Here is a 15,345-nt window from a genome sequence, read left to right as displayed (position 1 = left end):
TTAAATTAAAGCTTGTTTATATTGTTTAATTGCTTGATCTCCAATAAAGTCTAATAAAACCTCCCTTGCACCCTCTCCAATATCTAATACTCTTGCATCCCTATTCAACCTTTCTAATAATGTTCCTGCAGTAAACCCTCTACCTCCTAGCAATTGTATTCCAATCCATGTAGCTCTTTGAGCAAGTTCTCCTGAAGAAACTTTCGATATAGCAGCATCTAAAGGATCTAATAAATTGTTTTTTTCATACTTTTTAACGGCATTATCAATTAGAGATTCCAGAAGTTTTATTTTGATTTCTATTTCCGCATACATCCACTTTATTGATTGATATTCAGACAATTCCTTGTTGAATATTTTTTTACTTAAAGCGTTTTTACCAGCTTCTTCTAAAGCCCCCTCCGCAATACCTAAGGCTATCGAACCATAACCTAATCTGCCATAGTTTATTAATTCTAAAGCCTCTCTAAGGCCTTTACCAGGTTGAGATATTCTTTTTGCCTTAGTGTTTTCATATATTACATTAGAAATGCCAGCCCCTCTAAAGCTTATTAGATCCATGGGTTTAATTTTTATGTTATCTTGTCTTTCTGCTAAATAAAGAGTTGGTCCTTGAGGTCCTTGAGCCAAAATTATAAAATAATCTGCATAAAGAGCATTGCTTCCAAATACTTTTTCTCCATTTATTATTGCATTTCCTTCTGAATCTTCTTCTGCAACAGTTTTTAGATTACCCTTTATATCAGTACCTCCGCCAGGCTCTGTTATAGTAACAGAAAATATTGAATTATCAATGCCTGATTTAAGTGATCCAGAACCACTTATCATAATAACATGTGCAATTGCTGGGCTAGATCTAGAGGCAAGTCTTACAGCTTTGTAAATACCTCCTAAACCATTTTTTCTTAAGTTAAAAAGTCCAACACCTTTCATTTTTTCTAAGAATTCTTTTGGAACTTCATTTTTTTCATCAACTTGTTTTGCTATTTTTGGAACTTCATTTAAAAGAAAGTTTTCTATGTCCTTGGGTAATTCTGACATTCAATCACCAATGTTATTAATGCAATGCTCTCTATATAAATATAATTTATCAATTAAATATAAAATATTAATATATTATTTTATCATAAATAAAATTTAGAAAATCATAAAAGCAAACTTTTATAGGGGTTAAACACGGAATAAAGAGAGGTGATAAAAAATGCCAATGAGACCCGGAAGATGTTATTCGCACATAACAAGCCAGCCATATACAAGGAAAGAGTATATACATGGAGCCCCTCCGCCAAAAATAACTAAATTTGAAGTTGGAAATAAGGACATGCTTAAAAACTATGAGATAAAGGTTGATTTGATATCGTTAGAATTAGGTCAAATAAGGTCAAATGCTTTAGAAGCAGCAAGAGTTATGACAAGCAAATATTTATCAACAGAAGTTGGTGATGCTAATTATTATATGAGAATACCCAAATATCCTCACCAAGTTATAAGAGAAAACAAAATGATGGCGTTTGCTGGAGCAGATAGATTGCAAGATGGCATGAGACTATCATTTGGAACACCAATAGGGGTTGCTGCTATAGTTCATGCTGGTGATAAATTAATAGAGGTATGGGGTAGGAAAGCAGATTTAGAAAAAATAAAAGAGGCCTTAAGAAGAGGTGCATCAAAGTTACCTCAGAAAACTAGAATAGTAATATCAGAGGATAGAACGGAGAAGTAAATAATGTCAAAGAATTTTGATTGTGGTATACCTTATACATTGGTTTTTCCTGATATTAATATTGAAGGTAAAAGGGTTTTATTGCAATTACCTGATGGTATGAAGCAATTTGCATTAGCGATAGCGAACTGTATAAGAGAAAATTATAAGGCTGAGCCAATAATTCATATGGAAAGCATATATGGTGCATGTGATTTACAATATAATCAGATTTTTAATATAATTAATCCTGATCTAATAATTCATATAGCCCATTCAGAATATCCAGAATATTTGGCATCACCGCTAGCATTACCTTCTAATTTAAGGGATAGAGTTGTTTTTGTTAGAGCGTTGAGCAAATTAGATATAGATGAAAATATGATAGAAAAATCCCTTAGCATACTTGATACCTATAATGTAAAAAACTTGTCAATAGCATTAACTGCACAGCATACACATTTATATAATAAAATTTTAAATATTATTGGAAACAACAGTAAATATAATATCATAAAATCTAATGGATTATCTCCATATTATGATCCAGGTCAAATAATTGGCTGTGATTTTAGAACTGTTATCAATAAAAATATTGATGGTTATATATTTGTAGGAGGAGGAGAATTTCATCCATTAGGTTTATATTTATCTACATTAAAGCCAATTGCTCAAATAGACCTTTACAGCAATACTGTAAGAGATTTTACACAAATTGGAATAAAATATTATAAGAAAAGATTGTTTGTTATATCAAAAGCCATGGAAGCAAGACATTGGGGAGTAATAATTGGTTTAAAAACGGGTCAATATAGACCATCTTTATTAAATATGATAATAAAGATGCTAAATAAAAAAGAATATGTATTATTAACATCAGAAAACATGAGCGAATTAAATTTATTATCAATTGATAACGATTGGTTTGATGCATTTGTAATAACAAGTTGCCCAAGGATTCCCATTGATGACTTAATGGATTATAAAAAGCCAGTTCTTACGCCTGGAGAAGCTTATATGGCTTTAACAGGCAAAATAGATAAGTATATTTTTCCATGGTAAAAAAGCGGTGTAAGATTTGAATAAAAATGAAAAATACATAAACGCAAAGGTTTTCTTAGAAAAAACATTACCATCAATAACTAATCCGATTCGTGATTTAGAGCAATACAATACTCCATCAGAAATAATTTTGGATATGCTAAATCATGCATATATTTCAAATATTATTCAAGACTCAACAGTGCTTGATTTAGGTTCTGGCACTTGTAGGATAGCATTAGCATCTCTTATTTTTGGTGCTAGTAAAGCTATAGGATTAGAAATTGATGATAGGTTCTTTAAATATTGTTTATATGGAGAAGAAACCTTTGGTTTAAGAGGAAGGCTTTTGTTAATAAAGACTTTTATAAATGAGAATTTGGGATTAATAAGAAAAAATCACATAGATTTAATTATTATGAATCCTCCTTTTGGGGTTTGGAATAGAAACGCTGATAAAAGATTTTTGGAATACGCATTTTCATTGAATCCTAAGAGGATTTACTCTGTATTGAAATCAGGAAATTTAAATTTTCACGAATCACTAAGTAACAAGTGGGGATATAGATTGAGATTGTTAAATACAAGGGAATTTCCAATACCCGCTTCAATGACATATCATAAAAGTAGGATAAGGAGGGTAAAGGTAGATGTATTACTCTTTGAAAAATAATGTTGTTGTTCCAGGAGAAGTTATTGCACAACAAGAAGAATTTGTTGAAGGTGAAGGAGTTTATATAGATACTGAAACAGGATACCTAAGGTCAATGTTTTTGGGTAAAATTGCTATAGACTTTAATAATAGGACAATATCAGTAAATTCATATAAAAAACTAAAATTACCAAAGAAAAATAGCATTGTTTTAGGATCAGTTTCATCTGTTAGAGAAAATATAATATTTGTTGATATTTATGGTGTAATAGTTTTATATCCAAGACCTAAATGGGAGTTTGAATTTTCAAGTCCATTATCTGGAGCAATTATTTCAAACCAAGTTGGTGTAGATAAATTTAATGATTTGATGGATATTGTTAAACCTGGAGATATAATATTGGCTAAAGTAATAAATTCAAGTAATCCATATAACCTTTCATTAAAGGGACCTCAATATGGAGTAATTTATTCTATGTGCTCTAAATGTGGAGAGATTATGATACCGCAAAATAATGATCAATTAAAATGTCCCAAATGTGGTAATGTAGAAAAAAGGAAAATATCTAATTTAGCAACTTCTAAATTGCTAAAAATTGATATGAAGAAAACAATATTAATGTCACCATAGGTGTTTTTGATGAAAAGTTTAAAGAAAAGATTTATTTTTAATTTAAAGGAAGGTTATGATATAGAAAATATTTTTAAAAAAATTAATACTGTTATATCAAGCCAGGAAGCAACAATTAAAGTTGAAAACAACAAATTGATTATAGATTTTTATGTAACGCCTAGGGATATTAACTATATAAAGTCTAAGATAAAAGAGATTTTATCTTTTGAAACAAATAAAAATAAAGTTAAGGGTTTTAAGTATAGCCTAAAAGACTTAAATCCTGAAGGAGGAAAGGATTTTTTTGATATGCTGGAATTTTGTTTAAGTAAGCTCGGTTATAAAACAACCATACAAGAAGAATTTTTAATAACAACAGCAAGAAAAGAAAAAGTATATTCTTTAGCTAATATAATAAATGAAAATTTAAAACATATTTCTGGAAAAAACTATGGTAATGCTTTAATAAAAGCACTAGCTTGCTATTTAACGTTGAGAGAAAGAGATTTTGAGAAAATTAATAATGTAATAGAAAAAGGTCTTAGTTTAGGAATTTTAGAAGAGAATAAAAACAAGATATATACCAGATATAGTTGGAAGGATACATACGAGATGTTAGGCAAGGTGCAATAATATGGCTGGAGATATTAAAATCACCAAAACAGATCAGGGCATATATAAGGTAGAAATAGAAGGGGAAGATCATACTATTGGAAATCTATTATCTACTGTATTACAGACTCTTAAAGGAGTAAACATTGCATATTATGAAGTTCCTCATCCATTGGAAAACAGATTAATAATTTATATGGATTTAGATGAAAATATAGATCCTAAAGATAAGCTAATAGAAGCATTACAGAAAATAAAAGAAATGAATGAGGAATTTAAGAAAAAGTATATTGAAAAAATAAAAGAAATGAATATAAATATTGAGATTTAAATGTAATAAAGATAATAATTTTTTTGCTATGAGTTATAATGGAGAGCGCAATGAAAAAAGAATCAAGAATCCTTGTTAGCAAATGCAAAAATAAAATTTGTGGTGGTATAATATTAAGGTTTTATTCAATAGATAGTTTAATTCTTTCTGTTAATGGGTGCGAAGATTTTTGCGATAAAATTAAGAAAAGTGGTTATTTTTATGAATTATCTTATTATTATGGTGATTGCAATTGTGGATTAGATGATAAGGCTGAGATAAATAAGAAATATCTTATGTTTTTGTCTAATTTGATTGATGAATTTGAACAAGTATATAAAAATGCGGGGGGTGGGGTTTGAACCCACGCAGGCCTACGCCAACGGGTCTTAGGCCCGTCCCCTTTGGCCAGGCTCGGGCACCCCCGCGCATTTATACAATTATCTAGCTTACCCTTAAAGTATTTATCGTTTATTTTGATAATAGGATTAAAATGATTTTGATGTTTTGTAAATTTTAAGCATTATCTTTATCTTATTCCTAAAACTAGTTTTAAATTAATGCCAATGCAAGATGAATATTTTTAGAATATCAATAGCTTAAAATCTTTCTATAAGGGATATGGGCAAAAGTTTTATTAATTTTAATTGATACTATTGTGCGATGGAATTAACAGCAACCATTCCCTACCAAATTAAGCGGGATGATAATTAACTCAAAGAGTTAGGGTTGGGAATGGGATTGAATTATTAAATTAAAAAGGTGTTTAAATGTGGCATTAGTATTTCATAAATTGGTATCAGTAGAGGAAGCGATTAAATTAATAGAAAAAGAGACTAATGGTATAGGCCCATTGGGCGTTATTGAGGTTCCTATATTAGAATCAATCAATAAAGTATTAGCAGAAGACGTAGTTGCACCAATAGATTATCCTCCTTTTGACAGATCAACTGTTGATGGATATGCTGTTAGATCAATTGATATAGCAGGTGCAAGCGAAATAGAGCCAAAAGAACTCGAGGTTATTGGAAAAGTGGAAGTTGGTAGCCATCCATCTATTGAAGTAAAGCCTGGTACGGCTGTACAAATATCAACTGGAGCTATGGTTCCAAGAGGGGCTGATTCTATAGTTATGGAAGAATATGTTAGCAGGAAGGATAACAAGATAAAAATATACAGAATGAGTTCTCCAGGAGAAAATATTTCTATGTCAGGAAGCGACATAGCTACTGGAGATGTTGTAATAAGGAAAAATACACAAATCACTGCAAGAGAGCTTGCAGTTTTTGCTGGTTTAGGTTTAAATAAAATCAAGGTGTATAGGCCCCCTAAAATTATTGTTTATTCTACTGGGGTAGAATTAGAGCAGCCTGGAAATATTTTGCCACATGGAAAAATATATGATTCTAATGGTTATGTTATAACAGCAATGCTAAGAGAACTTGGAGCAGATGTAGAGTTTAGAGGAATATTGCCTGATAACTATGATAAAATGAAAGATGAGATAAGTAAAAGCATAAATGAAGCAGATATTTTGATCACTACTGGAAGCACTTCTGCAGGGTATGGAGATATGATTTATAAGGTCTTTAATGATGTAGGAGCAAAAATAATTGTTCATGGTTTGAAATCTAGACCAGGTAAACCTACAGCAATAGCAGTTTTAGGCAAAAAGATTCTTTTTGGACTACCAGGATTTCCATTATCTGCAATGATGAATCTTTACAACATAGTAGAGCCAATAGTTAGAAAAATGATGGGTAAAGGGGAGTCAGAAAAACCAAAGGTTAAGGCAAGAATTCCATTTAGGCTTAATGCTGGTAGAGGATTCACAGAATTAATTCCTGTTCAGCTCGTTTGGAATAAAGATTATTTAAGTGCGTATCCAATACTTAGCGGTTCAGGTTCTATAGCAGGTATAAGCATTTCAGACGGTTATATTGTTGCTCAGGAAAATAGGGAATATTTTGAAGAAAATGAAGAGGTAGATGTTTATTTATTTTCGTCATCAATAAGGCCACCAGATCTTACTATAATAGGAAGTAATTGTCCAGGAATAGAAGTTGTTTTAAATGGGGCGAAAATACAAAATTCTCGAATAATAAATGTTGGTTCTTTAGGAGGATGGAATGCAATAAAAAGAGGAGATGCTGATTTAGCAGGATCTCATTTATTAGATGAAAAGACTATGAATTATAATATACACATGCCTAAACTGATGGGATTGGAAGATAAGGTTTACATATATAGGGGTTATTCAAGAGAAGTAGGTATATTAGTTAAAAAGAATAACCCTAAGAACATCAAAGACGTAAGCGATTTTTTAAGGGATGATATAGTAATAATAAATAGAAACAAAGGTTCTGGAACTAGAGTTTTGCTTGATAAAATGCTAAAAGAAAATGGAATTAATGAACCTGAAAAGCTAATAAAAGGTTATACATATGAGGTAAAAACGCATTCAGCAGTTGCAACTGCAATTCTTCAAGGTAGGGCTGATGCAGGCATTTCACTAAGAGCTATGGCAGAACTATTTAACTTAGATTTTATACCAATAGGTGTAGAAATTTATGATTTTATTGTAAGAAAAGAAAAAATTGAAAATAAATTTGTAAATAAATTCCTAGAAACATTAAAAAGTGAAGAGTTTTCTAAAGAGCTTGAAAAAAAGCTGCCTGGATATAAAACTCTTAAGGAAAGCGGAGAAAGAATATATCCATAGGTTTACAATATTTTATTTTTGTAAATTCATAATAATTCTTATATTGAGTTATAAAAGATTATGGTATTATTTGGATTTAACAACTAAAATAAGGTAATACGCTTAAGTAGTATATGGGTAAAATTAATGTTAGATGAATCATCATGGGAGTTACAAAAGGAAAGGCCTATGGCCTTAGTTTTAGCTATTATAGAAAAAACGCATGAAAAGACCCCTATATCAATTTCAAATTATATGAAAAAATTAATAAATATTGATTCATGGATTGGCCGTTATTCTCTACTTTTATCGGAAAATCCTGATGAAATCGCAAAAATAATTAATGATCTTGATTTAGGAGTTCTTCCGAGAAAAGATTTAGTAAAAAAAGTTTTAGATACAATTAGTAAAATCGAATAATTATTTTAAGCCTTTTTATATTTAACACTTAATACATCTAATTGCAAACACCTTTATTAGGCGTTACAATATGGCTGAATCGAGCAGAGAGTTGTTCGAAGAGGCAAAGAAAATTTTCCCAGGAGGAGTGAATAGTCCTGTAAGAGCAGCTGTAAAGCCATACCCATTTTTTGTTAAATATGCGAAAGGGGCATATGTTTATACAGAAGAAGGAAATAGATTAATAGATTATGTTTTGGGATATGGACCCTTAATATTAGGTCATGCGAATGATTATGTATTGAATAAAATTAAGGAAGGCTTAAATAATGGTTGGCTTTTTGGTGCACCAAATAAGAATGAAATAAATCTAGGTAAAAAAATAATTAGCTATGTAAAGCCTGGAGGTAAAATTAGGTATGTTAATTCTGGAACAGAGGCAACAATGACAGCAATTAGATTAGCTAGAGGTTATACCAACAGAAAATATTTAGTTAAGTTTGATGGATGTTATCATGGTTCTCATGATTCTGTTCTCGTTCAGGCTGGGAGTGCAGCTACAGAATTTGGCGTACCAAATACATTAGGAGTTCCAAATGATGTAGCTAAGTTAACTTTGGTTGCTAAATATAACGATCTTAATTCGTTAGAAAACATATTTAGAAACTATGGGGATGAAATTGCTGCTGTAATAGTTGAACCGGTAATAGGCAATATGGGCGTTATAAAACCAAATAAAGATTTTCTGCAAGGACTAAGAAAGATTACCAAAGATTACGGTTCCCTATTAATATTTGACGAGGTTATAACAGGTTTTAGGCTTTCAATGGGTGGTGCACAGAAATATTTTAACATAGATGCAGATATAGTTACTTTAGGCAAAATAATAGGTGGAGGATTTCCAGTAGGAGCTGTAGTATCTAAGAGCGAAATTATGGATTACATTACCCCTGAAGGAAAAGTATTTAATGCAGGTACATTTAATGCACACCCAATTACAATGATAGCTGGTCTCTATACCTTGGAATTTATGGAAAAGAACAATGTTATAGATAAGGCTTCAAATTCTGCAAAGATTCTTAATGAACTATTGCTTGATTATGGAATAGAATATACAATAAATAGGGTAGAAAGTATGATGCAGATCTTCTTTACAGATAAGGAGATAAATAATGCGGATGATGCAAGAATGGCAAATAAAGAGTTATATACAAAATTCCATGAAAGTCTTATAAATAAAGGAGTATTCATTCCACCAAGCCAATTTGAGACAATGTTTACTAGCTATGAACATAATGAAGATATAATTAATTATACTGCAGAAAAAATTAAAGAAGTTATTAAGGGGATGTGATTGAAATTAGTTATTTCAACAAGAGGGAGTAAGTTAAGTCTAAAGCAAGCTGATTTATTTGAAAATTATATAAAAAATTTTTTAAATGTGAATATAGAGAAAAAAATAGTTAAAACTAAAGGAGATCTCATATTAGACAAACCCTTATATGAAATAGGAGAAAAAGGTTTGTTTGAAAAGGAAGTAAACAATGCTGTACTTAACGGAGAAGCTGATTTAGCAATCCATAGCATGAAGGATTTACCTAAAGATATAGATCCGAGACTTGATATAATAATGGTTTTACCAAGAGAAATACCTAATGATTCTTTGGTATTTTCTAAATATAAAGTAAACGATATAATGGAAATTAAGGAGAATTCCATAGTGGGAACATCTAGCATTAGAAGGAAATCGTTTTTAATGCATTATAATGATAAAGTAATAATAAAGCCATTGAGAGGAAATATAGATACAAGGATAAAAAAACTTGAAAATAACGAATATGATTTTATAATATTGGCCGAAGCAGGTATTAGAAGACTTAATTTTAATATAAATAGATTGCTAATTCCTTTAGAATTATTTCCTCCTGAGCCAGGACAAGGCATTATAGCTGTTGTTGGAATTAAAGACAATTCAATAGTTAAGGAAATTTCAAAATATACCGATAAAAATACATATTATATGGCAGTTGCTGAAAGAGAGTTTTTAAATGAAGCTAAGGCAAATTGCAACACACCTATTGGTGCAGTATCTATAATAAATCAAAATAAAATTATGATGATTGTAGGCTTAGCATCATATGATGGTAGTTTTATGGATATAATTAGATTTAAAGACGAATTAAATAATGCTAAAAAGCTAGGAAAGAAAGCCGGTCAATATGTGTATAGCATGTTAGATAAGGTGTTAAAGTAAATTGAATGGGAAAGTTTTTATTGTTGGGGCAGGTCCAGGAGACCCAGAATTAATAACTGTTAAAGCATTAAACTTAATAAAAAATGCAGATGTTTTAATTTATGACAGACTTGTTTCAAAAAAATTATTAGAATATTGTAAAAGTGATTGTGAACTAATATATGTTGGAAAATCTCCAGGAAAACATGAAATGGAACAGGAGAAAATAAATGAAATGTTAGTAAATAAAGCAATGGAAGGAAAAACAGTTGTTAGATTGAAAGGTGGGGATCCTTATATTTTTGGTAGAGGAGAGGAAGAATGCAGTTATGTTATTGAAAAGGGGATTTTATGTGAAGTTGTACCTGGAATTCCTTCATTTATTGGGGCAGCAGTATATGCTGGAATACCGTTAACAAATAGAAATATATCATCAAGTTTTTCTGTAATAACAGGTAAAGAAGCAGAAGAAAAGAAAATCTCAAATGTTAAATTAGAAGAAATAGCTAAAGCAAGTAACACTATTGTAATACTAATGGGGATCTCAACAATAAAAGAAAATTTAGAAACAATAGCTAGAGTAAAAGGTTATGATGAAAAATGTGCTATAGTAATGAATGCAACAACAGATTCTCAAAGAGTATTTGTTGGAACAATTAAAGAAATATTAGATAATTATGAGAATTTACATTTAGAAAATCCAGCAATTATAATTATTGGTAAAATTGTAAACATGAGGGATAAATTGTGGAAAAAAAGTTAATTTTATATTTTGGCCCCGATTATCCTAAGCATATTGAAGATAAGGTTGATATACTCTTTGTTCCCATAATAGATATAATTCCAATAAATGGTTCTTCAAAAATATTTTATGAAAAATTAAAGAAATGCGATTGGATAGTTTTTACAAGTCCAAGAGGGCCTAGAATTCTTGTCGATGATGCAAAGGACAATAATATTCTTGATTCTATAATTAATGAAATTCAAAGTAAGAAGCTTGGCGTTGTAGGTCCAGAAACTGCTAAATCTGTTAAAAAATATTTATATAAGGATGTAGATTTGATGCCAAAAAGTTATACTGGAAAGGAATTAGCAAATGAGCTAATTAAGATAAGAACAGATTGCATTATTCTTGCAAGATCAAGCCAAGGAGTAAAGGATATTAATGAAATATTAGAGAAGAATAATAAAAAATTCATTGAAGTAAGCATATATGATGAAATAGTTAATAGTGAAAGATTAAGTCAAGTAAATAATTATTTACATGAAAATAAAAATATTGATTATATTATATTAAGCTCTCCACTTATTGCTAAGGCATTTTGTGATTACATAAGATATACAAATATTAATGTAATAGCTATAGGTCCATCAACTTTAAAGGAGGTAAAAGATCGCTGTCCATTTCTTAATGTAATAGTTCCTAATGAGTATACATTAAATTCTGCTATTGAATTAATTTACAGAAATCCTAGTCCTTAAATGGGTAATTTATAAAATTTTAATTGAAACTAGTTTTTAAAATAACTCCCTCCTACTAGCAATGCTTTCATTTGCTATAACAATCATCTTGTTAAACTTATTTATTCTATATCTTTAGCCTTCTCTTCAAAAATCGATATAATTTCATTAGATATAGAATTCCTTATATCATTTATATTTTCTCTTAATTTTATGTGTTGGTTCTCATCATCGGAGTAGACATAGATTAAAAATACAGGTATTGAGCCAATTTGAACTAAGCTTCGTATATACATGGATTCCTTCCAGTTAAATATGTTTGGGATTACTTTCATTATTTTTTCTTCACTTATTATTTCTTCATCATAATAATCTACCTTAATTGTATCGTTTGATTTACGTCTAATAAAATCATTAATCCTTTCCCTATCTATTTCTTTTACAAGCCTTCTTATATTATCACTAGTAGATTTTTTGTGCAATTTTTCTAATACTTGTGATGCTAATATCATTACTTGTTCTGGCCTTTTGAATACAGACAAGGGTAATAATTCCCTTCTATTTAATAAACTTAAAGCCCATCTTTTTAATAGATTAGATCCCTTTATTGATGAAGTTTTTATCATAACATCCATTTCATTATCATCAAAGTAATAATCATCGTTTGCTATAGCGTTTGATAATTTTATTGGGTTAAGAAAATCGGCAATATCAAGATCCTTGTAAAGGTCTAGCTTTACATTATCCCACTCATCAGCTAAGCCATTTACAAATCTTTCGACAGACTTATTTATAGCAATAGATTTATGATGGAAATATACTGATTTGTACATTTTATATCTAGCATCAAATATATCTTCAAGCGTAGGCATGCTTTTCATATCTAAAGTAATATAAGGCTTATCTCCATCTAGAGCAGGCTTAATTCCATATATGAGCCTATCAATATCAATATTTCCATAAACTATACCTGAGGTAAGAGCGTCTCTTTGAAGGTAATCTAACCTATCTGCATCAACTATTTCATTGGAAATGATACTTTTAACTATTTGACCTGCATCACATGTAAGCTTTAACTCTTGCAATGCCTTGCAATTATTTTCACCAAATAGAGATGAGGAAGCAGCAATTATTGACAAATCTAACATGTCAAAATCCGATTCTTCTGCCATCTTTGATAAACGTTTTATGAAATAATATGTATAAAATTCATGAATCTTTCCTCCTCTCTCTACAAGCAATGATAATATGTCTCTGAGCTTTTCAGAAACTACTTTATTTATATTTTTATCTTCGTTGGAATACATAATAATATTCTTTATTCCAGACTCAATCATATGGCTAAATGCCAAATGCCCAAGATCATGCAAAAGACCTGCTAGTCTTGCTACCTGTATAAAACTGTTATATGCTTTCTCATTACATGTTGTAAATAATGCTGCACAAAGCTTTGAATTGTTTTCTGATAAGGCGTAGCTTAAAATTTTATTAGCTATTCTAGATGCAATATGCATGCTTCCAAGAGAGTGCTCAAGTCTTGTATGCTTTGCCGATGGAAAAACCAAATAATTTGCGCCAAGTTGTTTAATATTATGTAACCTTCTCATAAAAGGTGTTTGTAATATCCAATATTCTCCTGCATTAATAGGAATGAAACCATGGACGCTATCTAAAATCATTGCTTTATATTGATATAGGCCTTGGCTTTCTTCATTCCTTGTTTTTTCCACTACGTTATACACCATGGTTAAAATAATAATTAAGATTAATATATTTTTTATATTAGAAATTGAATATTTGATAGATTAATATTTTTAAAAATTTAGACTAAATTTTCTTTTTCTAGAGCCTTCTTATATTCTCCAGTTATAGATGTGTCTGTTGGATTAATGCCTTTCCTCATTGCTAAGTATGTAGATACGTAACCTGCTAATAATGTCCCCTGGATGAGCTTTGAGAACAAATTATTTCCCCTTGGTTTTATCTTTATCAGAGTAGAGCCTTGTTTTTTATAGATATTTTCTAATAGATTAGTAAGAATAGAACATAAGCTATTATCTTTATCGGCCTCAAACATTATAAAAGCAGGCTTATATTTTTGATCAACTTGCCATACAACTATATCATTATGAGCTGACTCAGGATATACTTCAGATTTTACAACTGCTTTAGCGTTTTCACTGAATTCTTGTCTCCACCTGTTCGCTAATAGTTCATATGGTCCACAACCTGAAATTATGTATAAGTCCTTATCAGAAATGCTGTTGGCTATGTTTAATCCTTCCCCTCTAGATGTCCCTTTTAACGTTTCTATAGCATCATTTATTTCATTATCATTTATAATATTTATATTTTGAGATTTTAAAGCCCCTAATGTTGAAGAAACAAGCTCTGCAATTGCAGTCCTAGGATAATAATTCTTACTTATTGAAACAATTTGTGAACCTTTTTGTTTGGCTAATTCTTCAAGTTTTCCTCCACTTGTTATTGCTATTACTTCAGCTCCTAAACTGTATGCTTGTCTTGCACATGATAGGGTCTCATGGGTATTTCCAGAATAGCTAATGGCTATAACCAAGTAATCTTTATTAACCCAGCTTGGAAGGCTATCCCCTTTAACCACTTCAATAGGTATATCTATCTTTGAATTTAATCCCAAAGTCTTTATATAATCTCCTGTTACACCGCTTCCTCCCATACCAGATAATATAATCCCCTTAAATTTTTTGTCTAGATTCTCTAAGCTAGTTCCTTTTTTATATCCAGCTTCTATTTGTTTTGGAAAGGAATCATATAAAGAAAGCATCTCCTCAACTTCCTTACTAAAATTAACCAATTTTATCCCTTATAATTTATCTATTAATTTGAGAATAAAAATATTTTTTAAAATTAGGCATAAATATATTAAATAATTATCATTTGGGTTTATTAATAGTATTTGGCTAAAACTCAAATATGAGGAAAAAGTTTGTATATTGTTTAGAGATCATAGTTAATTTACATTTAGATTAAAAAGAATTATATAAATTATTTTTTAAAATATATTAGATATTGCTTTGTGATTTCTTTCTTCTCCCTCCTCCCCTTCTTTTTTGTTTTATAGGTTCATGCCCTTGAGTTTCTGATAACGGCTTTTCCGTCTTTGCAGACTTTTCTTCTTTAAGCAATACTAAAGCATCATTTACATCCGTTACATTTTCAAGCTTCTTAGCTAGCTCCCCTTCTCCTATATAATTCAACCAATTTACAATGTGCTTTTCTTTTAGATGATAGTTAACTGCCCCTGGATCAACTTTAGAAAGCCTTTCCATTTCGCTTTTTAACTCATTAACATCATGAGCGATACCTATTATTCTTTCGTAACTTTTGAATAAAAAAGGTTCTTTGTGCTCGTTCAACTTGATCGCCTGTTTTTTATTTGTTAATTGAAACTAATATTTTTAACTAATCATTTATATTAAACAATTTTATAATTAATTACTTCTTGGATAAAAATTATAATTTTATATTATTAATACTAATAAATTTAAATTTTTAATGTAGGATATAACTTGTAAAATAATATCATGCTTAAAGATGAACTATATATACAATATAGTAAACTATAAAAGAGTGGGACTT

Annotated in this window: 17 protein-coding genes and 1 tRNA gene; 13 read left to right on the top strand and 5 right to left on the bottom strand. The window is 30.0% G+C overall.

All coding sequences use genetic code 11. The annotated features are described in order from the left end of the window. Positions 1–1,041 (bottom strand): acyl-CoA dehydrogenase family protein, encoded by a 1,041-nt coding sequence (locus CALAG_RS05690; protein ID WP_015232783.1) that lies wholly within the window; start codon positions 1,039–1,041, stop codon positions 1–3. 160 nt (positions 1,042–1,201) lie between these two features. Here CALAG_RS05690 and CALAG_RS05685 point away from each other — a divergent pair, with 160 nt between their 5' ends. The 7 genes from CALAG_RS05685 to CALAG_RS07840 are packed head-to-tail and all read left to right on the top strand — an operon-like array spanning position 1,202 to position 5,292. After that, positions 1,202–1,723: a 50S ribosomal protein L16 gene (locus CALAG_RS05685; RefSeq protein ID WP_015232782.1), complete on the top strand. Its 522-nt coding sequence runs from the start codon at positions 1,202–1,204 to the stop codon at positions 1,721–1,723. Between the two features lie 3 nt (positions 1,724–1,726). Continuing rightward, the gene (gene dph2 / locus CALAG_RS05680) at positions 1,727–2,764 is read left to right on the top strand and encodes a diphthamide biosynthesis enzyme Dph2 (protein WP_015232781.1); all 1,038 of its coding nucleotides are present in this window, start codon (positions 1,727–1,729) and stop codon (positions 2,762–2,764) included. Between the two features lie 16 nt (positions 2,765–2,780). Further along, positions 2,781–3,416 (top strand): METTL5 family protein, encoded by a 636-nt coding sequence (locus CALAG_RS05675; protein ID WP_015232780.1) that lies wholly within the window; start codon positions 2,781–2,783, stop codon positions 3,414–3,416. Beyond that, positions 3,394–4,026, top strand: a complete 633-nt coding sequence (locus tag CALAG_RS05670; protein WP_015232779.1) for an exosome complex RNA-binding protein Csl4 — start codon at positions 3,394–3,396, stop codon at positions 4,024–4,026. Before CALAG_RS05675 ends, CALAG_RS05670 begins: the two co-directional genes overlap by 23 nt. 9 nt (positions 4,027–4,035) lie before the next feature. After that, on the top strand, positions 4,036–4,641 hold the full coding sequence (locus CALAG_RS05665) for a DUF2067 domain-containing protein (RefSeq protein WP_015232778.1): 606 nt from the start codon (positions 4,036–4,038) through the stop codon (positions 4,639–4,641). Between the two features lies 1 nt (position 4,642). Next, positions 4,643–4,951 carry a DNA-directed RNA polymerase subunit L gene (locus CALAG_RS05660; protein WP_015232777.1) on the top strand — a complete coding sequence of 103 codons (309 nt, stop codon included), beginning with the start codon at positions 4,643–4,645 and terminating at the stop codon, positions 4,949–4,951. Positions 4,952–5,001: 50 nt separating this feature from the next. Beyond that, a complete protein-coding gene (locus CALAG_RS07840; protein WP_083859953.1) occupies positions 5,002–5,292 on the top strand; it encodes a hypothetical protein in 291 nt (96 codons plus the stop codon). Here CALAG_RS07840 and CALAG_RS05655 read toward each other — a convergent pair. Then, positions 5,274–5,358, bottom strand: a tRNA-Leu gene (locus CALAG_RS05655). The two genes, CALAG_RS07840 and CALAG_RS05655, sit on opposite strands and share 19 nt — an antisense overlap. A gap of 344 nt (positions 5,359–5,702) precedes the next feature. Between CALAG_RS05655 and CALAG_RS05650 the strand changes: the two genes are divergently transcribed. The 6 genes from CALAG_RS05650 (at position 5,703) to CALAG_RS05625 (ending at position 11,745) form a co-directional block, all read left to right on the top strand. Next, the gene (locus tag CALAG_RS05650; RefSeq protein WP_015232776.1) at positions 5,703–7,652 is read left to right on the top strand and encodes a molybdopterin biosynthesis protein; all 1,950 of its coding nucleotides are present in this window, start codon (positions 5,703–5,705) and stop codon (positions 7,650–7,652) included. Positions 7,653–7,778: 126 nt separating this feature from the next. Further along, a complete protein-coding gene (locus CALAG_RS05645; RefSeq protein WP_015232775.1) occupies positions 7,779–8,051 on the top strand; it encodes a hypothetical protein in 273 nt (90 codons plus the stop codon). Positions 8,052–8,121: 70 nt separating this feature from the next. Further along, positions 8,122–9,384 (top strand): glutamate-1-semialdehyde 2,1-aminomutase, encoded by a 1,263-nt coding sequence (hemL, locus tag CALAG_RS05640; RefSeq protein ID WP_015232774.1) that lies wholly within the window; start codon positions 8,122–8,124, stop codon positions 9,382–9,384. Then, the gene (gene hemC, locus CALAG_RS05635; RefSeq protein ID WP_015232773.1) at positions 9,385–10,284 is read left to right on the top strand and encodes a hydroxymethylbilane synthase; all 900 of its coding nucleotides are present in this window, start codon (positions 9,385–9,387) and stop codon (positions 10,282–10,284) included. A gap of 1 nt (position 10,285) precedes the next feature. Continuing rightward, positions 10,286–11,026, top strand: coding sequence for a uroporphyrinogen-III C-methyltransferase (cobA, locus tag CALAG_RS05630; protein ID WP_015232772.1), 741 nt, complete (start codon positions 10,286–10,288; stop codon positions 11,024–11,026). Beyond that, positions 11,011–11,745: a uroporphyrinogen-III synthase gene (locus CALAG_RS05625; protein WP_015232771.1), complete on the top strand. Its 735-nt coding sequence runs from the start codon at positions 11,011–11,013 to the stop codon at positions 11,743–11,745. Before cobA ends, CALAG_RS05625 begins: the two co-directional genes overlap by 16 nt. Before the next feature lie 101 nt (positions 11,746–11,846). On the opposite strand, the gene CALAG_RS05620 is transcribed toward CALAG_RS05625, so the two are convergent. The 3 genes from CALAG_RS05620 to CALAG_RS05610 all read right to left on the bottom strand — a co-directional run bounded on the left by CALAG_RS05620 (position 11,847) and on the right by CALAG_RS05610 (position 15,122). Then, positions 11,847–13,454 (bottom strand): HD domain-containing protein, encoded by a 1,608-nt coding sequence (locus tag CALAG_RS05620; protein ID WP_048816793.1) that lies wholly within the window; start codon positions 13,452–13,454, stop codon positions 11,847–11,849. 92 nt (positions 13,455–13,546) lie between these two features. Next, positions 13,547–14,560: a bifunctional phosphoglucose/phosphomannose isomerase gene (locus CALAG_RS05615; RefSeq protein WP_015232769.1), complete on the bottom strand. Its 1,014-nt coding sequence runs from the start codon at positions 14,558–14,560 to the stop codon at positions 13,547–13,549. Positions 14,561–14,768: 208 nt separating this feature from the next. Further along, the gene (locus CALAG_RS05610) at positions 14,769–15,122 is read right to left on the bottom strand and encodes a hypothetical protein (protein WP_015232768.1); all 354 of its coding nucleotides are present in this window, start codon (positions 15,120–15,122) and stop codon (positions 14,769–14,771) included. Positions 15,123–15,345 lie beyond the last annotated feature (223 nt).

Source organism: Caldisphaera lagunensis DSM 15908, from assembly GCF_000317795.1.
GTDB classification, from domain to species: Archaea; Thermoproteota; Thermoprotei_A; order Sulfolobales; family Acidilobaceae; genus Caldisphaera; species Caldisphaera lagunensis.
Note: the sequence above shows the minus strand (reverse complement) of the source record. Positions and strands in the feature narration are given on the sequence as shown.